Here is a 17,210-nt window from a genome sequence, read left to right on the forward strand (position 1 = left end):
GGAAAAGCAGCCGGCGGTCCGGCCGCTCTCTTACCGGACGGGAGATTGGGAGGGGCAGCGGCAAAAAGTCAATCCGCCGTGGCGAAGGGCCTGACGGAGATACCACGCGGCATGACGGCAAGCACCTTGAACAACTCGCCCATCGCTTGCGGGCCGGCGAGGCGCTCGACGGCATTGGATATCCTGTTGCGTGCCGCCTGGCCGGCATCGGCGCCCAGCTGGCCGGCGCGCTCCAGAATGCCCATCCCGAGCAGGAAATCGCCCTGCGTCGACAGATGGGCGTCGAGACCATGCGCGCGCACGACTGACGCAAGAGCGGCGAAATCGACATGCGAGGTGAGGTCGGCCTCGCCGGGATTGGCCAGCACATCTTCATGATTGTGCCTGCGCAAGGCCTGCAGCGTGTCGCCGATACCGGGCCGCAGATGGCCGTAGTCGGGGAATAGTCCGGCGCCGCCGTCGCTGGCTATGCGTTCGGCGATGGCCGCCATCAGGGCGATGCGGGCGGGCGCGACTTCGACGATCGCGCCTTGCGGCGCGTCGCCCGCATCCCTGGGCAGCAGCGTCGGGTCGACCGAGCCGGCGCCGGCGAAGAAGCAGAGATTGCCGGCCTCGTCCAGGCCGACCATGCGCTCGCGCCATTCGGCGCCGGCGCGGAGGAACTGGCGGATGGGCACGGCATCGAACACTTCGTTGCCGACGATCAGCAGCGGCTGCCGCGGCAGCGTGTCGATGATCTCGTGCCAGGAAACATCGAATGGTGTCTCGCCGAGCGTCTGTTTCTGGACTTCCGTCAGGCGCGGGCTGGTCTCGACCATGGCGAACGCGGCGCCATCGGCCAAGGCCGGATCGAGCCGCGACAAGGTGCGCAGCATGTCCTTCATCAGCGTGCCGCGGCCGGGGCCGATCTCGGCGATGGTGACCGGCATCGGCCGGCCGATTGCTGTCCAGGCCTGGTAAAGCCAGACGGCGACGAGCTCGCCGAACATCTGGCTGATCTCCGGCGCGGTGATGAAGTCGCCGGCCGCGCCGAACGGTTCGCGGGTCGTGTAGTAACCGTCGCGCGGATCGAACAGGCACAGCGCCATGTATTGGTTGACGGGCATCGGGCCCACCGCCTCGATCAGGTCGACGATGCGGGATTTCAGTCGCGTCATGTCACCTGCGGTTGTGCTTGGGTCACCGGCTTGGCTGTCGCCATCGCCCAAATGCCGGCCAGCACCATCGGCGTCGACAGGATCATGCCCATGGTCAGCCAGTTGGTGCCGAGGAGATAGCCGAGCTGCTGGTCGGGTTCGCGGAAGAACTCGACAAAGATGCGCGACAGGCCGTAGCCGCAGATGAAGGCGCCGCCGACAAAGCGCGGCGTCTTCAGCTTGAGACGCGAATGGGTGAGGATGCGCAGGACGACAAACAGCACCAGGCCTTCGAGCAGGGCCTCATAGAGCTGGCTCGGATGGCGGGTGAACGGACCGCCATTGGGGAATTCGATCGCCCAGGGCACATCGGTCGGCCGCCCCCAGAGCTCGGAGTTGATGAAGTTGGCGACACGCACGAGGCCGAGGCCGACCGGCACGCCGGCTGCCACGACATCGAACAGCGACCATGTGCGGATGCCGCGCTTCATGGAAAACAGCGTCATGGCCAGGATGACGCCGAGCAGGCCGCCATGGAAGGACATGCCGCCTTGCCAGACGGCGAAGATATCGAGCGGATGGGCGATATAGCGCGCCAGGTCATAGAACAGGACATAGCCGGTGCGGCCGCCCAGAACCACGCCGATGGCCGCCCAGACGATGAAATCGTCGAGATCCTCCGGCTTCATCGGCAGGACGCCATCGGGCCAGAGTTTCGGATTTGCCGCGAGCCGCTTGGCATACCACCAGGCAAACAGGATGCCGACGATGTAACCGATGCCGTACCAGTGCACCGCCAGCGGCCCGATCTGGACGAGGATCGGGTTGATGTTCGGGAAAGGCAGCGACGCCAGCGGCAGCAGGAAATATTCGTTCAACGGGGAGCTCTCGGTTGCGATCGGCGCGGACCATGCGGCAGGGTTTTGGCAGGGTCAAGGCAAGGTCACGGCCGTCCATGGTCCGTGAACAGGATCGCTCCCAGCTCCGTCGCCGGGTGGGCGTGCTCAACCCCTGGGCTTGGCGGACACCAGTTCACGCAAGGCGTCGTTGATCCTATCCTGCCAGCCGGGACCATCTTCCTGGAAATGATCGAGCACGGCCCGGTCGATCCTGATCGAGACAAGCTCGCGGACATTGGGAGCGGTGGAGGGTTCGCGAGGCGGGGCCGCGGCCGGCTTCTTGACCGGCTTGAAGACAGCTTCGGCGGCTTCCATCGCATTTGTCGGTCGGCGCGGAGGCGTTGCCATTGGGTGACCCTGATTGGAAGCGACTCATGCTCGATGCAGGTCGTGAGAAAAACAGCACACTAAGCGAATTGACGCCATGCCGTACAGTAGGAGCCGTTCGAAAGCCGGTCCATGCTCGGGTATCGATCCGTCAGTTATCCAGGAACGGAATTGCTCTAAGGTCCATTGAGCCGTGCAGGATGTGCAATATCTCAACGGTTTCTACGCCAACGCGATAGAAAATCAGATAGTTGCCGTGAGGACGCCGCCGAATGCCGGAAGATCGATGGTGTTCAAAGAGTGGATATCGCTCCGGCATGGTGCGCAATTCCATACAATCGTGGCGCAATTCCTGCACGAATGTCACGGCATGAAATGGGTTGTCCATCGCGATATAATCGCCAATGGGCTTCAAGGTCCGCCTCCGCCTGATCGGTTAAGACCAGCCGCTTCACTTTTTGGCTGCCATTGCCTTGTACTTGGCCTCCAAGCGGTCAAACACTTCGTCAACCGCCTTTACGCGCCCAGCATCAGCGTCTGAAAGGCCTTTGGCGAGAGCCGCATCGAGAGCCGCAAGGCGTTTCTCGCGCTCTTCGACGAGGCGAACACCTTCGCGCAGCACTTCGCTTTTCGAGTTGTAGCGCCCTGTGTTGACAAGCTGGTTGACGATGTCTTCGAGCCGGGTGCCCAAATCCGCGCTAATGGCCATGGTGGCGCTCCTGCATATTCCCTCCAAAACAATAATAGTTATTGGCGCGACTTACCAGTCGTTTGGGAGGTTGGCGCCGACGTGATGCCGCACCGGCCTCAACGTTCTTGCATTCGGCGCGCAGCACCACTAACTCAAATCAAGCAAGCGAGGATTTGCCATGTCGACCGGACCGAACCGCATTCTCGATGAATTCGCCAAGCTGATGACCGATGCCGCCGGTGCCGCTCAAGGTGTGCGGCGCGAGGTGGAGACGGCCTTCAAGGGCCAGGCGGAGCGCATCCTCAACTCCATGGATGTCGTGCAGCGCGAGGAGTTCGAGGCCGCGCGCGAGATGGCCGCCAAGGCGAGAGAAGAGAACGGCAGGCTTGCCGAGCGCATCGAGGCGCTCGAGGCCAGGATCGCCGAACTGACCGGTCAGGCCACACCTGCGGCTCCGGCGAAGCCCAAGCCGAAAAAATAATTCGTTAAACTTTTCCACAAAGCACCAGCCTGAAAATCGCTTTGCCGTGAATCGCTTACCGGCATTGCGTGACTCTTTGTGACAGGCACCTTTCCACATGCGAATGACGCAGTGCGAAAAATTGGGCTGTTCACGCGACTCCCGATCAATAGACTGAATTTGTTGCATGATTCGGAGCAGGGTCATGCCGCCGGGCGGTGGGGTCCGGTCTGGGGTCTTTGCGTTGAGAAGTCCCGGCCGTCCGAGTTCTAGACAAGATTGTTCGTCGTGTGTGCCCCGCGGAGCGTGTGGCGCTCCCCTGAACACAGGAAGCATTCCATGGAACTTCTCGAACTCGAATTTTCCCGCGAAATCCATCCGGTGGATGTGATCGAGCAGGTGGCCCACAACAATGACTGGTCCTTTGAACGGGCCGGCGACGACGAAATCTCGATCTCGGTTGCCGGCAGCTGGACCGACTATCACGTCTCCTTCTCGTGGATGGAGGATTTCGAGGCGCTGCATCTGGCCTGCGCCTTCGACATCAAGGTGCCGGAAACCCGCACGCTGGAAGTGATGCGGTTGTTGTCGCTGATCAACGAGCAGATGCTGTTCGGCCATTTCGACCTCTGGGAGCAGGAGGGCGCCATCATGTTCCGCCAGTCGCTGCTGCTCGCCGGCGGGGTCGAACCCTCGAGCCAGCAGGTCGAGGTGCTTTTGTCCTCGGCACTGGAAGCCTGCGAGTGCTACTTCCAGGCTTTCCAGTTCGTCGTCTGGTCGGGAACCTCGGCCAAGGACGCGCTCGCCGGCGTGCTGTTCGAGACCTTCGGCAACGCCTGAGCAAGACGCGTTCGAGATGAGTTCAAGCAACGAGCGCAAGCCCGAAATCAGCTTCGCCGATTTCGATCGTGTCGACATCCGTGCCGGCACGATCATCGAGGCCGTACCGTTTCCGGAGGCGCGCAAGCCTGCCTTCAAGCTGAAGATCGATTTCGGCGCCGCCATCGGCGTCAAGAAGTCGTCGGCGCAGATCACCAAATACTATACGCCGGAAACGTTGATCGGCCGCCAGGTGTTCGCGGTGGTCAATTTCCCGCCGCGCCAGATCGGCCCGTTCATGTCGGAAGTGCTGACGCTCGGTTTTCCCGATGAAGAGGGCGCCGTGGTGTTGGGCGCCATCGAACGCAAGGTGCCGGACGGCGGGCGGCTATTCTAGATCAGGAAGCCCCGGCAAGCGTCATCATGGTGGTGCTGCAGCCGGCTGGATTGAAGCGACAGCTCGAGGCCGGAACGCGCCGAGAATGGTTCCGACCGTTGCAGCTGAGAGCACGAGATGCAGGACGTCGAACGGCCACGCCAGTCCGAAATGGATCATCATAAGGGTCAAGAAGGAAGGCGACGCGCCATCCGCGGGAATCAGGATCAAAGCTCCGGCCAGGGCCAGTCCATATTTGAGTATGGCAACTATTGCCAGAACGATGAACATTATGGCGGTGAAACGCAGAAGATTGCCGTCCAGCGCACGCCAGCAGCCGATTGGATCAAACGATCCCGTCCACAGAAAATCGCCGACAAACAGATATGTCCAGCCAAGGACGAAACCACCCGCGAGGAGGTTGAAGGCGCCCATCGCCGACACCCAAGGCGCGACCTCCTCGGGGCGGAGCGGCAGGTCATGTGTGGCCATCAGGCCGGCAAAAAGCAGTCTGTGCTCGCCGGCGACCGCAAAGCCGCAAAACAGCTGGATGGCTGCGAGAAGCAGGGCGGCCAAAAGAATCCGCCGGTCGAGCTCAAAGCGCACGCCCGGGATAGCGAAGCGCTTGACACTCTCAATGCCGCGCCGAACGACGACCTGGCCATGCTCGGGCGCATTTCCCATACGGTCCAGAACGAACGCAAGGACCATCGCCGAGAACGGCGCGGCGACAATCGCGGAAAGCCAAGTCCTGGGGTCAAAGCCCCGCGATAGAAGCCAGGTTGGCGCCTTCCCCGGATCGGCAAAAAGAACAAGAGCAAGCACCGCCAGACAAAGCGTTGTCAGAAAGCAGGGAAACCAGGCGGCCACGAAGAGCGGCCAGGCATTCGCGCGGCAATAGCCGAACACCCTCGCAACGGTCTTGCCGATGCGCAAGACGCGGCGCTTCGATGATACTGCGGGCACGTCGTCCAGCGTAGAAATCGGCGTCAATCCCGCAACGAACTACACACACCGAATAATGCACCGCAAGCAACTGTCGCACAAGCTCTCGCAAGGAACGTGTTTGACCAGACCTGAACTTCACCGCATCCTATGCGCCGGCTCTATCAGGCCACCAGCTTGCGTGTCGTTCCCAATGCTTCCTCAACCGCGTCGAGGAACATTTCCGCGCAGGCCTTCCAGCTGTAGCGCATGGCGCGCTCGCGGGCCTGGTCGCGGCTGACGTTGAGTGCGGTAAGCGCGGCCTCGCGCAAATCGTTCGACACCGCGCCACCAAAACCGTCGCCGACGATGTCGATCGGCCCGGTCACCGGATAGGCGGCGACCGGCGTGCCGCTGGCCAGCGCCTCGATGATGACGTTGCCGAAGGTGTCGGTGCGGCTGGGGAAGACGAAGACGTCGGCCGAGGCATAGATTTCGGCCAGTTCGTCATTGGGACGATGGCCGAGGAAATGCGCCTTCGGATATTTCGCCTTGAGCTTGGCAAGCTCGGGACCTTCGCCGACGATCACCTTGCTGCCGGGCAGGTCGAGATCGAGGAAGGCGGAGAGGTTCTTTTCGATGGCGACTCGGCCGACGCACAGGAAAACCGGTCCGGGGAAACCGAGGTCCTTCCTTTTGTCTGGCCGGAAATGATCGGTGTCGACGCCGCGCGTCCACGGCCTCAACTTGTTGAAGCCACGCGCGGCAAGATCGTCGGCGAGCGACTGGGTGGCGACCAGCGTGCCCTGGCCTGAATTGTGGAAATCGCGCAGCCAGCGATAGGCCCAGCTCTCCGGCACCGGCAGGCGGGCACTGAGATATTCGGGGAAGCGGGTGTGATAGCTGGTGGTGAACGGCCGGCCGGCATTGCGGCAATAGCGCCGCGCCATGATGCCCAGCGGCCCTTCGGTGACGATGTGGATATGGTCGGCCTTGTAGCCGTCGATCAGGCGCGCGACATGGCCGGGCGTGGTCAGCGCCAGGCAGATGTCGGGGTAGGTCGGCAAGGGCAGGGTGCGGAAGATGTTCGGGGTCAGGAACTCGACCGCGACGTCGAAGGACTTCAGAGTCTCGGTGAGCCGCTCCAGCGTGTGGACGACGCCGTTGACTTGCGGGCGCCAGGCGTCGGTGACCATCAATATGCGCATGGCGGCCCTTTGCTTCGGAGGTCTGCGGTTGCCTTGAAACGATACCGGAACGGCGACCATGCGGCCGCCCTCGCTTCGCTCCAGCGCACCCTGGCGGGCACGGGGTCGAAGTGAGGCGGCAAGGACGAATCAAGTGCGGTCGCGCGCTTCATGCGCGCTCTTGACCATGGTTTCATGACGGGCGGATGAAGCAGACCGCGCCCCCGGAAAGTCGAAACCGTTTTTCAGGCAAGATCATGCTCAGTTAGTCAAATAGAAATCAGGCCGGAACCTTGATTACGGCGCGCAGGCCGCCCATCGGACTGTCGTCGAGCGTGATGTCGCCGCCATGGCTGCGGGCGATGTCACGGGCGATCGAGAGGCCGAGCCCGGTACCGCTGGCGTCGAGGTTGCGGGCCTCGTCGAGCCGCACGAAGGGCTTGAAGACGTCTTCCCGCCTGTCAGGAGGAATGCCCGGGCCGTCGTCGTCGATGGTGACCAGAAGCGAGCCGCGGCCATGATTGGCGGTGACCTCCACCGTCTTGGCATAGCGGAAGGCATTGCCGATGACGTTGGACAAGAGCCGCGCGAAGGCGTTCGGCCGTACATGCACGGTCGGATCGCCGGAAAGCGTCGTCGACAGCTTGCATTTGCGCAACCCCGCTTCCTCGCCGAGCTTCTGAAAATAGGCTTCGAGATCGAAACGTCCCGGATCCTCCGAGGCCTCGCCGCGGGCAAAGGCGAGATAGCCTTCCAGCATCGACTGCATGTCCTCGATATCCTGGTCCAGCGCCGCCTTGGTCTCGGCCTTGCCGCCGGCCAGCGCCAGCTGCAGCTTGAAGCGGGTGAGGATGGTTCTGAGATCATGGCTCACACCGGTCAGCATGGCCGTGCGCTGCTCGATCTGGCGCTCGATGCGCTCGCGCATCTGGATGAAGGCAAAGCCGGCGCGGCGCACCTCCTCGGCCCCGCGCGGGCGGAAATCGCGCGGCATCGGCCGGCCCTTGCCGAAGCTCTCGGCGGCCTCGGCAAGCGCCAAGATCGGCCGGATCTGGTTGCGCAGGAAGGGGATGGCGATCATCAGAAGCACCAGCGAGGTACCGACCATCCAGATCAGGAAGATATGGGTGTTGGAGGCATAGGCCTGGCTGCGCCGCACGAAGACGCGCAGCACCTTGTTTTCGAGCTGGACGCGGACCTCGACGATGTTGGAATTGCCGACCGTGTCGATCCAGAATGGGCGGTTGATCTGGCGGGTAATTTCGGCGGAGAGAACATCGTCGAGGATCGAGAAGAACGGTTTTGGACCGGGCGGCGGCAACGGATCGGGCGGCAGGAGGTCGACCTTGAGCTGCATGCGGTCCTGCGCGATGCGGATGATGTTGGCGTAGTCGGCGTCGTGCGGATAGGTCTCGATCAGGTCGATGATGGCGGCGATGTCGCGCACGGTGGCCTGCGACAGGCGTTGCGTCACGGTTGCCCAGTGACGTTCCATGAAATCGAAGGCGACGACCGACTGCAAAAGGATCATCGGCGCGATGACGATGATCAACGAGCGCGCATAGAGGCGCTTGGGCATGTAAAGCGAAACGAGACGCCAGAACCGGTTCCAGATGCGCGGCACCGCCTTGAACGTCCGCGTGGCGCGTGCGCTCAGGCCGTCATTGTCCGGCTGTTCCAGTTCCGTGGTCGCCATTGGCTCTTTTCATCCGCGGCTAACTCTTTGTTGGAGCATAATCTTTCCGAAAACCGGTTCCCAGTTTTCGGGATCGTGCACTTGAGCCGCCGCCGGCATTCTATTCCACGCTGAGCCGATACCCAATACCGCGCACGGTCTGCAGCCAGACCGGGTTGGACGGATCGCGCTCGATCTTGCGGCGCAGCCGGTTGATCTGGACGTCGATGGTGCGCTCGCCGACTTCCGAATCGTCACCGACCAGCTCGTGGCGGGGGATGGTTTCGCCGGCGCGCGCGGCGAAGATCGCCAGGATCTCCTGTTCGCGGTCGGTCAGCTTAAGCGCTTCGCCGCCGCGCTTCAGTTCGCGCCTGGCGATCTGGAATGTGTAGGGACCGAACACCAACTGTTCGACCTTGGGCGTCGCCGCCGGGCCGCCCCGGCGCAAGATGTTGTTAATGCGCAGGATCAACTCGCGCGGGTCGAAGGGCTTTGGCAAATAGTCGTCGGCGCCGGCCTCGAGCCCGGAAATGCGGCTGTCGGTCTCCGACAGGGCCGTCAGCATCAGGATCGGCACATTCTTTTCGGCGCGCAACGACTTTGTCAGGTCGACGCCGGTTTCACCAGGCATCATGACATCGAGCACAAGCAGGTCGAAGTCGAGACCGGCGAGCTTGCGGCGGGCCTCGCCGGCATTGCCGGCGACGGTGACGCGAAAGCCGTTTTCGGTCAGATACTGCTTGAGAAGATTGCGGATACGGGTGTCGTCGTCGACCACGAGCAGATGCGGTGCGTCGTCGTCCGGTGCGGCCGCCTGGTCGATCCTCTCAGTGCTCTCCATGGCTTTTTCCTGACATTTTTGCGGACCCAACGTCGATCTGAGCTCTCAGTTCCGGATTGACCATCGCTTCGAGGAAGCGTTCCACCAAGGTCCGTTCGGCGGCGCCGGAATCTTCCAATGCAGCATGGATGCGGCGCGACTGTGGCCGCGCCAGCGCCAGCGCCAGCGCGCGGCCCTTGGCCGTTGGATAAAGTTCGCGCTGGCGGCGGTCGCGCGGGCCTTGCAACTGCACGACGTGATCGGTGTCGATCAATTGCTTGAGCACACGCGCCAGGCTCTGCTTGGTTATCTTCAGCACGTCGAGCAGTTCGGCGACGGTCAGGCCCGGCCGGCGGTTGACGAAATGCAGCACGCGGTGGTGGGCGCGGCCGAAGCCGTAATCGGCCAGGATCTGATCGGGATCGGAGGTGAAGTCGCGATAGGCGAAGAAGAAGAGTTCGATGATGGCGAAGTCGATGCCGTCCTCGCTGGTGATCGCGGTCCTGATCGGTTTTCCGGCAGCTGGGCTTTTATCCGTCATCATTTCTCCATGGGAACGGGAGATTATGTCAGTACTATTGACGTAATTTCCCTGCAATGGTAATTTTTGACAAGCTTTTGGGCGGATTGCGAACGAAAAGGCAAGGCAGGCAGGTTTTTCCGGAACTTCCTGAGTTTGCCAGGGCGCGATTATCCGCTTACGCTTCGAGACACCGGCCGGCGTCTCCAATCACCTGGCGCGGCCAAAAAAGAACACGCAACGACACTGAGATATGCGGGCCGTTGTCCGCGGGAGGTTACCATGGCATCCGTTCCTTTCGATCAACTGGACGGCTTCATCTGGATGAATGGCGAGTTCGTCCCGTGGGGAGACGCCAAGATCCACGTGCTGACCCATGGCCTGCACTACGCCAGCGCGGTCTTCGAGGGCGAGCGCGCCTATGGCGGCGAGATCTTCAAGCTCAACGAACATACCGAGCGGCTGCATGAATCAGCGCGCCTGCTCGGCTTCAAGATTCCCTATTCGGTGGCCGAGCTCAACGACGCCTCGACCACGCTCCTGAAGAAGCAGGGCTTCCAGGACGCCTATGTCAGGCCGATCGCTTGGCGCGGCAGCGAGCAGATGGGCGTTTCGGCTCAAAACAACCGCATCAACGTCGCCATCGCCATCTGGCAGTGGCCGAGCTATTTCGATCCGGCGCAGAAGCTGAAGGGCATCCGTCTCGATGTGGCGGAATGGCGCCGGCCCGACCCGCGCACGGCGCCGTCGCGGTCGAAGGCCGCCGGCCTCTACATGATCTGCACCATGTCCAAGCATGCCGCCGAGGCCAAGGGCTACGCCGACGCCATGATGCTCGACTGGCGGGGCCAGGTCGCGGAAGCGACCGGCGCCAACATCTTCTTCGTCAAGGACGGCAAGATCCACACGCCCAAGCCCGACTGCTTCCTCGACGGCATCACCCGCCGTACGGTCATTGGCCTGGCCAGGGATCGCGGCCTGGAGGTCATCGAGCGCGCCATCCTGCCGGAAGAACTGGAAGGCTTCGAGCAATGCTTCCTGACCGGAACGGCAGCGGAAGTAACCCCGGTTTCGGAGATCGGCCCTTACCGATTCGAGGTCGGCGAGATCGCCAAGAATCTCATGAACGACTATTCTATGGCCGTTCAACCCAAGCATGCGATTGCCGCAGAATAACGATAGTCACAGCTTTTCTCGCAAGCAGGGGCGGTTTTCAGGCCGCCCCTTTTATTTAAGCGTTTGTGCATTTGACTTTCGTCCAATTCGGCGTCTCATGATGGTGTCGGCCCGGGAGGCTGGCAGCTATGGAGGGACTAATCATATGGACATGAACACGCTTCTTCCGATCATCATTCAGATCATTACAGGCATTATCGGTGGTCAGGCGGTCGGCGCGGCGATCAAGACGGCGGCGATGGGTCAGCTTCCCAAAATCCTGGGCGGAGCCATCGGCGGCGTTGGCGGCGCGGCGATCCTCGGCAGCCTGCTCGGCGGTGGCGCGATCACTCCTGACGCAGCCGCGGCGGCCACCAGCGGCCTGGGCAGCGCGCTCAACCTGCAGAACATCGTCGGTGGCGCAGGCGGCGGCGCGATCCTGACCGGCATTCTCGGCGCGGTCATGGGCGCCATGAAAAAGTAAGCCTGCCAATCTCGGGCTGGCAAAATGGGCGGCTTCGGCCGCCCATTTCTTTTTGGACACGCACTGTTTGACCTTCCGGACGTGGACGGTCTTGGCCGATGCCTCTACATGATCGCTGACACAGCGAAAGGACGATCATGGGTCAGCTCAATGCCGGTATCGTGCCGGTCACTCCGTTCCAGCAGAACTGCACCATCCTGTTCGACATGGACGACAAGCACGGCGTGGTGGTCGATCCCGGCGGCGACATCGACAAGGTGCTGGCGGTGTTGAAGGACAATGCGATCACCGCCGAAGCGATATGGATCACGCATGGCCATATCGACCATGCCGGCGGCGCCATGGAGTTGAAGGAGGCGCTCGGCATCGAGATCATCGGCCCGCATGAAGCCGACAAGATGCTGCTCGACAATCTGGAAAACCAGGGCAGGCGCTACGGCATCGACGGCGTGCGCAATTGCGTGCCCGACCGGTTCCTTGCAGAAGGGGAAACTGTGTCGTTTGGCGGCCATGTGTTCGAGGTGCTGCATTGCCCCGGCCACGCGCCCGGCCATGTCGTCTACTACAACCGCGCCGCCAAATTCGCCCATGTCGGCGACGTGCTGTTTCGCGGCTCGGTCGGCCGCACCGACCTGCCGGGCGGCGACCATGCGGCACTCATCGCCTCGATCAAGGACAAGCTGTTGCCGCTCGGCGACGACATCGGCTTCATTTGCGGCCATGGCCCCGGCGGGCGCTTCGGCGAGGAACGGCGGACCAATCCGTTTTTGACCTGAATGAATGAGGTCTGGACCGCCCTGGGTTCGAAAGCCCAACAAGCCGACAACAAAAAAAGCGCCGGCCTTGCGGTCAGCGCTTTTTGTCTGGGGCAGGGAAGCCTCAGTTGGCGGTGCAGAAATGCTGTTCGCCGTCGCTGCCGGTGAAGGTGCCGGTGCGGGAATTGAAGGTGCGGTAGCGATCCGAGCAATACTCGTACCAGCCGCGCGTCCAGGGTTCGGCGTAGCGGTCGGCATAGACCACCTGCGGTTCCACATAGTAGCGGCGGACCGGAGCCGGGCGCACGAGCACCTGACGATCGTAGTAACCGTCATCGTAATAACGGTCGGAATCGGGCGGCGGCCGGTCGTTGGCCAATGCGCCACCAATCAGCGCGCCGGCGGCAAGGCCGAGAACGCCGGCTGCCACAGCGTCGCCATTGCCATGGCCGTGATGGTGCCAACGGCGCCAGTCATCGGCATTGGCTGCCGAAAAGGTCCCCAGCGTGGTGGCGACCACGGCGGCGGACAGCACGGCTGTCTTGAAAATGCGGTTCATCTTGGTCTCCTTCGTACCGGGCCGTGCAGGTCTGCAGGGGATACGGTCCGGCTTTACCAGTGACTAATATGAGACCGTGGCTGAACGGGGGCTGAACGAAATTTTGACCACGCGCATTCTTTCACGGCATCAACAGCCGCACCCTCGGGGCGCGGACCTGACCTGCCGGAGCCGGCGTCGTCCGAAGCCGGCTCAGCCGACCGACAGGTTGACGGCCTTGGGTCCCTTGCCGCGCTTGTCCGGCTCGGTGTCGAATGTCACTTTCTGCCCATCTTCGAGACCGGGAAGACCCGACGCCTGCACGGCCGAAATATGCACGAAGACATCCTTCGCGCCATCATCCGGTGTGATGAAGCCGAAGCCCTTGGCATGGTTGAAGAATTTGACGGTGCCGGTCTGCGGCATGGGAAGCTCCTTTGATCCCATAAACTCCAGTCTCGGGCCGGCAAATGCCCGAGAGGAAATTTGTCCTTTATTTTAGCGTCATCGGCAAGAGAAAGTTTTGCGGGCACTTAAAGCCCGCCGCGCTTTAAGTGCTTGTTATGATGCGCGTCATTGGCCGGGACCCGGATGAACTTGCCGGTAACATGCGTTCATGCTGCACTGCTGACATGAAAAAGGCGCGGCGAAAACCGCCGCGCCTTTCAAAAATCTGTCTGCCTGCCCAGGTGCTGGTCAAGCTCCTCGTTCGCTCATCCGCCTGGGACGTGCGGTGCGCCGATCGCTCAGGCTGCGCGCAGGTTGACCGCCTTCGGGCCCTTGCCCATGCGGTCCGGCTCGACGTCGAAGGTGACCTTCTGGCCGTCGACGAGCGTGCGCAGGCCCGAGGCCTCGATCGCTGAAATGTGGACGAACACGTCCTTGGCGCCGCCGTCGGGCGTGATGAAACCGAAGCCTTTGGTTGCATTGAAGAATTTAACGGTGCCGGTCTGGGCCATTGGGGAAACTCCTTCACCCGTTCAGTCTTGGTGGTCCTGCCCGCCACCTGGCGTCGAGGGCAGTTCCTGGTGGTTGCTTTCGGCAGTCATGCATTGGCGCATGGTCAAACCCCCCGCCGAAAAACGGGGCCGTCAGAGATTCACAGTATCGGGGAAAGGTCGTCCAAAACGTTCCGCTCTCCGGGTCGCAAATGCCCGAACACAGAATTTATCGCACGGAAACGTGAAGGTTGCAAGATAGCGCCGCGGGCCGCCGCCATGGGCGCATCCCGACGCATAAATCGACCGATCAAAGCGTCGACCGGCCGCAGATAGGCTTCGTTGGCCGAGGGGTCATCGGCCCACAGCCCCGGTCATGCATGGGCCAGAAGCGATGATTGCCGGCGACGCGGCGGGACCCGACCGATCCCGCTGTCATTTCCCGATAGAGGCCGCGGGCGGGGTTGCAATCGACAGTGGAATGGCGAGGATCATGCCATTGGCGACTGATCTAAATCTTGTTTTGAGCGATATCATTGTCAGCGAACCGCCAGGCAGTCTTGGGCGGTATGCACCGGACGGGGATCGAGGGAGAGACGATCATGAGGTTACTTGCGGCAATCTTTTCACGGCAGGGTTTTAGCGTCCTGTTCCTGTCGGCAATTCTTGCCGCCTGTACGGTCGTCGTCGATGACGGACCGCGCCCGCGTCCGACGCGCCCCGAACCGCAATTCTGCACCAAGCAGTACGAGCCGGTCTGCGCCCGGCGCGGCGACGATCGCCAGACCTTCGCCAATGCCTGCCTTGCCGACAGGGCGGGTTACCGCATTGTGCGCGATAGCCCCTGCCGCGATGGTGGTGTTGGTGGCGGCCAGCAGGCCTTCTGCACCCGCGAATACGCGCCGGTGTGCGGCCGCCGGCATGGCGAGATGCGCACCTTCCCCAACGCCTGCGAGGCCCGCGCCTCGGACTATCGCATCGTCGGCGAAGGGCCGTGCTGAGAACTTACCTTCCCTCCTTGTCGAAGAAGCGGAAATTGCAGTTATTCTTCCACGCCGACATAAGCCTTGGTCTTGAGCAGGCCGGCCAGATGAGCGGCGTTTGAAGCCGCCATTTCGATGGCTTCGGCGACCTTGTCGGGGGTCTTCGGCAGGTCGACATAGTTGACGTCGCCCATGGCTTCACCAACCCAGTAGACGCCGCCATTGGCGGGGATGGTGAAGCCGACGTCGTTCAGCGCCTGGAAGCATTCCGCGTGGCAGTGATGCGCGCCGTCCTCGTTGCCGACGATCGCCACCAGCGCCACCTTGCCGGCGGCCGGCATGCGGCCCTTGTCGTCGGTTTCGTCGAGAAAGGCGTCCATGCGTTCCATGACGCGCTTGGCGATGCTTGACGGCTGGCCCAACCAGATCGGCAGACCGAGGATGAAGATATCGGCGGCGACAATCTTTTCTCGCAGGCCAGGCCAGTCGTCGCCCTTGCCCATGTCGGAGAGCACGCCGGGCTTGATGTCGTGATCGACAGCCCGCACGACCTCGCCCTTCACGCCATGCGGTTTGAGCGCTGCGAGCAGATCGGCGATGATCTTGTCCGTGGACGATTTTTCCTTGTCGCCGGAAGCTTTCAGCGAACAATTGATGGCAAAGGCGGCAAGGGGCATTGCGGAACTCCTGCATAGGGTTGCACGCTCAACGTCACAAGGCGCTTGCGGTTGCGCGGCGGGCGAGATCCAAACATGGCTGCCTAGGCAGGATACGCCCCATCGGCGGGTCCTGCATAAAGCTCGCTGCCGTGCTCGTCGGAAATGCGCAGGCGGTCGGGGGTTTGCGGCATGGACAGGCTGTGGAACAGCGCGGTGGCGCATTGCAGCGCCGCACGCAGGGTCGGCGCCTCCAGCGACACCTTGTCGAGCGTCGCTTCCTCGGTGTCGCGCGACCGGTAGAATTCGATTACAAAGTTCAAGCAAGCCTCCGAGCGGAATATTGCGTGAGCATGTTGCGTCAGTCCATTGTCTGCTCACGGCAGCGGGTGTGCGCACTCAGCGCCGCTCGGGCTGTCAACCCTTGGACTTCGGCTTCAAGCCGCTCTCCGCCTGCTTGACCGACGAGCCGAACGGGGAGGCAGGCTTGGCCACCACCTTGTCCTTCTTCGGCTTGCGCACCTCGCGATTGCTTCGCTGCTGACCCTTGGACATGACTGCTCCTGATGCGCGTTGGCTGGGCGTGTCGGCTGGCTTTCCGCTCAGGTGACCGGATTGTCGGCCAGTTCGAGATTGTCTTCCGTGGTGACCCGTTCGTGGGTCTCCTGCTCGCTGCGGATACGGTATTGCGGGGAACCGTCCTTGACCGGCAGCCTGCTCTTGATCTCGAACAGTTCCGCGGTCTTGCTGAGCAGGCCGGTCCGGCTTTTCATGCGCACGGTCTGGCCGATGGCGAAGAGATGCGAGGGCGTGTCGGTGCGCGGACGCGCATTCTGTTGGAAACGGATCATGCTGCATTCTCCCGGTCGCGCATCAGCGCGGTTTCGAGGTCCATGTAGTCGATGGCGACAAGCTGGCTGGTGGGCGGGTTGTTCATCGCCCTTGCCGGCAGATGGATGAAGGTGGCGATGCGGCGCCAGGCAAGCCGCGACATGCCATCGATCAACTCTTCGTCGTGATCGATGTCGTAGTCGCCAGCCGGCAGTTGTCCTTCCAGGCCACCGAGCACGAACGGTGCGGTGAAATGGGCGATGGAGCGGGTGGTGCGGTCCGGCATTGTCCTGGCCTTGATATTTCCCCGCCTCGTGGCGTCACGTAAACAGCGGTCTGAGAGCAAAAAAGCGGGGACACGACGAATGTGCCGCGCGTCCGGTACCGGCAATTTGGAATGAGATTGGCGGGTCGAAAACCTCCGACGCCGCGAGATGCCAATTCTGGCCCAAACGATATCTCCCATATAGCTCAACTTTGCGCTCTCTTCAAGAAGAATTGTTGAATTACCCGCCTCGGATAGAAAAATAGGCCTCTATAAACTTTCGAACAATTCCCTTATGGTTCAAGATATTTCTAAAAGTTTCTTGGAAACATGCCGAGTTTTTCCTTGACGCCCGTACTTTTTATTTTTTCTGAAAAGGATAAAATCATGGTTTCAGTCAGAACCTCGAAAGGGAAGACGGTGGCGATCAATCCGATCGTCAAGCCAATCGCAACACACGCCAATGGCGCCGCTGGAAAGCCGATGGCCGTCCAGTCGGCGCGGCTGACCATCAGAAGCGACGAGGCGGCAAGGCGTACGATCTCCGACACCGACGGCACCGTCAGGCGGGCCAGGCAGGTTGCCGAGACCAACCGCCTGATCTGACCGCTTTCGCGGCGATGTAGGGCACAGAACCAAGCAAAGCCTTGAACGTGCCGCGCCGATGGCCTAGATCGCGGGCAGGCGCGAAAACACGGCAGGTGTCCCATCAACAGAGATCAGAGAAGAGCGGCGGGTGCGGGAGCTACGTCTGGCGCGGCCAAGTCTGGC

26 protein-coding genes are annotated in these 17,210 nt (G+C 62.0%); 8 read left to right on the plus strand and 18 right to left on the minus strand.

The features are described from left to right. Positions 1 to 68: 68 nt before the first annotated feature. The 5 genes from EN850_RS08415 to EN850_RS08435 all read right to left on the minus strand — a co-directional run bounded on the left by EN850_RS08415 (position 69) and on the right by EN850_RS08435 (position 3,071). On the minus strand, positions 69 to 1,157 hold the full coding sequence (locus EN850_RS08415) for a class I SAM-dependent methyltransferase (protein ID WP_136090978.1): 1,089 nt from the start codon (positions 1,155 to 1,157) through the stop codon (positions 69 to 71). Further along, on the minus strand, positions 1,154 to 2,014 hold the full coding sequence (lgt, locus tag EN850_RS08420; RefSeq protein WP_127869757.1) for a prolipoprotein diacylglyceryl transferase: 861 nt from the start codon (positions 2,012 to 2,014) through the stop codon (positions 1,154 to 1,156). Before lgt ends, EN850_RS08415 begins: the two co-directional genes overlap by 4 nt. A 126-nt stretch (positions 2,015 to 2,140) precedes the next feature. Continuing rightward, on the minus strand, positions 2,141 to 2,383 hold the full coding sequence (locus tag EN850_RS08425; RefSeq protein WP_127280608.1) for a BrnA antitoxin family protein: 243 nt from the start codon (positions 2,381 to 2,383) through the stop codon (positions 2,141 to 2,143). A 130-nt stretch (positions 2,384 to 2,513) separates the two neighbouring features. Further along, positions 2,514 to 2,777 (minus strand): type II toxin-antitoxin system RelE/ParE family toxin, encoded by a 264-nt coding sequence (locus tag EN850_RS08430; protein WP_246689164.1) that lies wholly within the window; start codon positions 2,775 to 2,777, stop codon positions 2,514 to 2,516. A 36-nt stretch (positions 2,778 to 2,813) separates the two neighbouring features. Next, a complete protein-coding gene (locus EN850_RS08435; RefSeq protein ID WP_127869755.1) occupies positions 2,814 to 3,071 on the minus strand; it encodes a type II toxin-antitoxin system ParD family antitoxin in 258 nt (85 codons plus the stop codon). Positions 3,072 to 3,231: 160 nt separating this feature from the next. Between EN850_RS08435 and EN850_RS08440 the strand changes: the two genes are divergently transcribed. From EN850_RS08440 to EN850_RS08450, 3 genes are all read left to right on the plus strand, one after another. Beyond that, the gene (locus EN850_RS08440) at positions 3,232 to 3,534 is read left to right on the plus strand and encodes an accessory factor UbiK family protein (RefSeq protein WP_127280606.1); all 303 of its coding nucleotides are present in this window, start codon (positions 3,232 to 3,234) and stop codon (positions 3,532 to 3,534) included. A 318-nt stretch (positions 3,535 to 3,852) separates the two neighbouring features. Continuing rightward, positions 3,853 to 4,353: a YbjN domain-containing protein gene (locus EN850_RS08445; RefSeq protein WP_027143347.1), complete on the plus strand. Its 501-nt coding sequence runs from the start codon at positions 3,853 to 3,855 to the stop codon at positions 4,351 to 4,353. A 16-nt stretch (positions 4,354 to 4,369) separates the two neighbouring features. Further along, entirely contained in the window at positions 4,370 to 4,729 is a 360-nt protein-coding gene (locus EN850_RS08450; protein ID WP_127869754.1) for a tRNA-binding protein, read from the plus strand. Between the two features lie 24 nt (positions 4,730 to 4,753). Here EN850_RS08450 and EN850_RS08455 read toward each other — a convergent pair whose 3' ends face one another. The 5 genes from EN850_RS08455 to EN850_RS08475 form a co-directional block, all read right to left on the minus strand. Then, complete coding sequence (locus tag EN850_RS08455) at positions 4,754 to 5,644, minus strand: hypothetical protein (protein ID WP_246689165.1); 891 nt, start codon at positions 5,642 to 5,644, stop codon at positions 4,754 to 4,756. A 173-nt stretch (positions 5,645 to 5,817) separates the two neighbouring features. After that, on the minus strand, positions 5,818 to 6,840 hold the full coding sequence (locus EN850_RS08460) for a glycosyltransferase family 1 protein (RefSeq protein ID WP_136090980.1): 1,023 nt from the start codon (positions 6,838 to 6,840) through the stop codon (positions 5,818 to 5,820). Between the two features lie 259 nt (positions 6,841 to 7,099). Then, positions 7,100 to 8,515, minus strand: coding sequence for an ATP-binding protein (locus EN850_RS08465; protein WP_127279699.1), 1,416 nt, complete (start codon positions 8,513 to 8,515; stop codon positions 7,100 to 7,102). Positions 8,516 to 8,615: 100 nt separating this feature from the next. Beyond that, positions 8,616 to 9,335: a response regulator transcription factor gene (locus EN850_RS08470; protein ID WP_127869752.1), complete on the minus strand. Its 720-nt coding sequence runs from the start codon at positions 9,333 to 9,335 to the stop codon at positions 8,616 to 8,618. Continuing rightward, on the minus strand, positions 9,322 to 9,855 hold the full coding sequence (locus tag EN850_RS08475; protein ID WP_167531318.1) for a MarR family transcriptional regulator: 534 nt from the start codon (positions 9,853 to 9,855) through the stop codon (positions 9,322 to 9,324). Before EN850_RS08475 ends, EN850_RS08470 begins: the two co-directional genes overlap by 14 nt. A 261-nt stretch (positions 9,856 to 10,116) precedes the next feature. Between EN850_RS08475 and EN850_RS08480 the strand changes: the two genes are divergently transcribed. The 3 genes from EN850_RS08480 to EN850_RS08490 all read left to right on the plus strand — a co-directional run bounded on the left by EN850_RS08480 (position 10,117) and on the right by EN850_RS08490 (position 12,249). Continuing rightward, the gene (locus tag EN850_RS08480; RefSeq protein WP_127869751.1) at positions 10,117 to 11,010 is read left to right on the plus strand and encodes a branched-chain amino acid aminotransferase; all 894 of its coding nucleotides are present in this window, start codon (positions 10,117 to 10,119) and stop codon (positions 11,008 to 11,010) included. A 145-nt stretch (positions 11,011 to 11,155) separates the two neighbouring features. After that, the gene (locus EN850_RS08485; RefSeq protein ID WP_127278400.1) at positions 11,156 to 11,473 is read left to right on the plus strand and encodes a hypothetical protein; all 318 of its coding nucleotides are present in this window, start codon (positions 11,156 to 11,158) and stop codon (positions 11,471 to 11,473) included. 137 nt (positions 11,474 to 11,610) lie between these two features. Continuing rightward, a complete protein-coding gene (locus tag EN850_RS08490; RefSeq protein WP_127278401.1) occupies positions 11,611 to 12,249 on the plus strand; it encodes an MBL fold metallo-hydrolase in 639 nt (212 codons plus the stop codon). A gap of 103 nt (positions 12,250 to 12,352) precedes the next feature. Here the strand turns inward: EN850_RS08490 and EN850_RS08495 are convergent, their stop codons facing one another. The 3 genes from EN850_RS08495 to EN850_RS08505 form a co-directional block, all read right to left on the minus strand. Continuing rightward, positions 12,353 to 12,787, minus strand: a complete 435-nt coding sequence (locus tag EN850_RS08495) for a BA14K family protein (protein ID WP_127869750.1) — start codon at positions 12,785 to 12,787, stop codon at positions 12,353 to 12,355. Positions 12,788 to 12,979: 192 nt separating this feature from the next. Continuing rightward, positions 12,980 to 13,192 (minus strand): cold-shock protein, encoded by a 213-nt coding sequence (locus tag EN850_RS08500; RefSeq protein WP_008877668.1) that lies wholly within the window; start codon positions 13,190 to 13,192, stop codon positions 12,980 to 12,982. A gap of 320 nt (positions 13,193 to 13,512) precedes the next feature. Further along, positions 13,513 to 13,725, minus strand: a complete 213-nt coding sequence (locus tag EN850_RS08505; RefSeq protein ID WP_006202520.1) for a cold-shock protein — start codon at positions 13,723 to 13,725, stop codon at positions 13,513 to 13,515. 581 nt (positions 13,726 to 14,306) lie between these two features. Between EN850_RS08505 and EN850_RS08510 the strand changes: the two genes are divergently transcribed. After that, positions 14,307 to 14,705 (plus strand): Kazal-type serine protease inhibitor, encoded by a 399-nt coding sequence (locus EN850_RS08510; RefSeq protein WP_136090981.1) that lies wholly within the window; start codon positions 14,307 to 14,309, stop codon positions 14,703 to 14,705. Positions 14,706 to 14,746: 41 nt separating this feature from the next. Here the strand turns inward: EN850_RS08510 and EN850_RS08515 are convergent, their stop codons facing one another. The 5 genes from EN850_RS08515 to EN850_RS08530 all read right to left on the minus strand — a co-directional run bounded on the left by EN850_RS08515 (position 14,747) and on the right by EN850_RS08530 (position 16,460). Further along, positions 14,747 to 15,364 carry an NAD(P)H-dependent oxidoreductase gene (locus EN850_RS08515; RefSeq protein WP_136090982.1) on the minus strand — a complete coding sequence of 206 codons (618 nt, stop codon included), beginning with the start codon at positions 15,362 to 15,364 and terminating at the stop codon, positions 14,747 to 14,749. Positions 15,365 to 15,447: 83 nt separating this feature from the next. After that, positions 15,448 to 15,666 carry a hypothetical protein gene (locus tag EN850_RS08520; protein ID WP_136090983.1) on the minus strand — a complete coding sequence of 73 codons (219 nt, stop codon included), beginning with the start codon at positions 15,664 to 15,666 and terminating at the stop codon, positions 15,448 to 15,450. 94 nt (positions 15,667 to 15,760) lie between these two features. Next, on the minus strand, positions 15,761 to 15,898 hold the full coding sequence (locus EN850_RS36285) for a hypothetical protein (RefSeq protein WP_167498789.1): 138 nt from the start codon (positions 15,896 to 15,898) through the stop codon (positions 15,761 to 15,763). 47 nt (positions 15,899 to 15,945) lie between these two features. Then, complete coding sequence (locus tag EN850_RS08525; RefSeq protein ID WP_127278406.1) at positions 15,946 to 16,194, minus strand: hypothetical protein; 249 nt, start codon at positions 16,192 to 16,194, stop codon at positions 15,946 to 15,948. Next, the gene (locus EN850_RS08530; protein WP_135881196.1) at positions 16,191 to 16,460 is read right to left on the minus strand and encodes a hypothetical protein; all 270 of its coding nucleotides are present in this window, start codon (positions 16,458 to 16,460) and stop codon (positions 16,191 to 16,193) included. Before EN850_RS08530 ends, EN850_RS08525 begins: the two co-directional genes overlap by 4 nt. A gap of 366 nt (positions 16,461 to 16,826) precedes the next feature. Between EN850_RS08530 and EN850_RS08535 the strand changes: the two genes are divergently transcribed. Further along, positions 16,827 to 17,045: a hypothetical protein gene (locus EN850_RS08535; RefSeq protein WP_136090984.1), complete on the plus strand. Its 219-nt coding sequence runs from the start codon at positions 16,827 to 16,829 to the stop codon at positions 17,043 to 17,045. Positions 17,046 to 17,210 lie beyond the last annotated feature (165 nt).

It is taken from the genome of Mesorhizobium sp. M8A.F.Ca.ET.207.01.1.1 (genome assembly GCF_004794715.1).
In the GTDB taxonomy this organism is placed as follows: domain Bacteria; phylum Pseudomonadota; class Alphaproteobacteria; order Rhizobiales; family Rhizobiaceae; genus Mesorhizobium.

Coding starts and splice junctions, on each gene's coding strand:
- EN850_RS08415 (WP_136090978.1), bottom strand. CDS start 1,157: ATGACGCGACTGAAATCCCGCATCGTCGACCTGATCGAGGCGGTGGGC.
- EN850_RS08425 (WP_127280608.1), bottom strand. CDS start 2,383: ATGGCAACGCCTCCGCGCCGACCGACAAATGCGATGGAAGCCGCCGAA.
- EN850_RS08435 (WP_127869755.1), bottom strand. CDS start 3,071: ATGGCCATTAGCGCGGATTTGGGCACCCGGCTCGAAGACATCGTCAAC.
- EN850_RS08440 (WP_127280606.1), top strand. CDS start 3,232: ATGTCGACCGGACCGAACCGCATTCTCGATGAATTCGCCAAGCTGATG.
- EN850_RS08445 (WP_027143347.1), top strand. CDS start 3,853: ATGGAACTTCTCGAACTCGAATTTTCCCGCGAAATCCATCCGGTGGAT.
- EN850_RS08450 (WP_127869754.1), top strand. CDS start 4,370: ATGAGTTCAAGCAACGAGCGCAAGCCCGAAATCAGCTTCGCCGATTTC.
- EN850_RS08460 (WP_136090980.1), bottom strand. CDS start 6,840: ATGCGCATATTGATGGTCACCGACGCCTGGCGCCCGCAAGTCAACGGC.
- EN850_RS08465 (WP_127279699.1), bottom strand. CDS start 8,515: ATGGCGACCACGGAACTGGAACAGCCGGACAATGACGGCCTGAGCGCA.
- EN850_RS08470 (WP_127869752.1), bottom strand. CDS start 9,335: ATGGAGAGCACTGAGAGGATCGACCAGGCGGCCGCACCGGACGACGAC.
- EN850_RS08475 (WP_167531318.1), bottom strand. CDS start 9,855: ATGACGGATAAAAGCCCAGCTGCCGGAAAACCGATCAGGACCGCGATC.
- EN850_RS08480 (WP_127869751.1), top strand. CDS start 10,117: ATGGCATCCGTTCCTTTCGATCAACTGGACGGCTTCATCTGGATGAAT.
- EN850_RS08485 (WP_127278400.1), top strand. CDS start 11,156: ATGGACATGAACACGCTTCTTCCGATCATCATTCAGATCATTACAGGC.
- EN850_RS08490 (WP_127278401.1), top strand. CDS start 11,611: ATGGGTCAGCTCAATGCCGGTATCGTGCCGGTCACTCCGTTCCAGCAG.
- EN850_RS08495 (WP_127869750.1), bottom strand. CDS start 12,787: ATGAACCGCATTTTCAAGACAGCCGTGCTGTCCGCCGCCGTGGTCGCC.
- EN850_RS08500 (WP_008877668.1), bottom strand. CDS start 13,192: ATGCCGCAGACCGGCACCGTCAAATTCTTCAACCATGCCAAGGGCTTC.
- EN850_RS08505 (WP_006202520.1), bottom strand. CDS start 13,725: ATGGCCCAGACCGGCACCGTTAAATTCTTCAATGCAACCAAAGGCTTC.
- EN850_RS08510 (WP_136090981.1), top strand. CDS start 14,307: ATGAGGTTACTTGCGGCAATCTTTTCACGGCAGGGTTTTAGCGTCCTG.
- EN850_RS08515 (WP_136090982.1), bottom strand. CDS start 15,364: ATGCCCCTTGCCGCCTTTGCCATCAATTGTTCGCTGAAAGCTTCCGGC.
- EN850_RS36285 (WP_167498789.1), bottom strand. CDS start 15,898: ATGTCCAAGGGTCAGCAGCGAAGCAATCGCGAGGTGCGCAAGCCGAAG.
- EN850_RS08525 (WP_127278406.1), bottom strand. CDS start 16,194: ATGATCCGTTTCCAACAGAATGCGCGTCCGCGCACCGACACGCCCTCG.
- EN850_RS08530 (WP_135881196.1), bottom strand. CDS start 16,460: ATGCCGGACCGCACCACCCGCTCCATCGCCCATTTCACCGCACCGTTC.
- EN850_RS08535 (WP_136090984.1), top strand. CDS start 16,827: ATGGTTTCAGTCAGAACCTCGAAAGGGAAGACGGTGGCGATCAATCCG.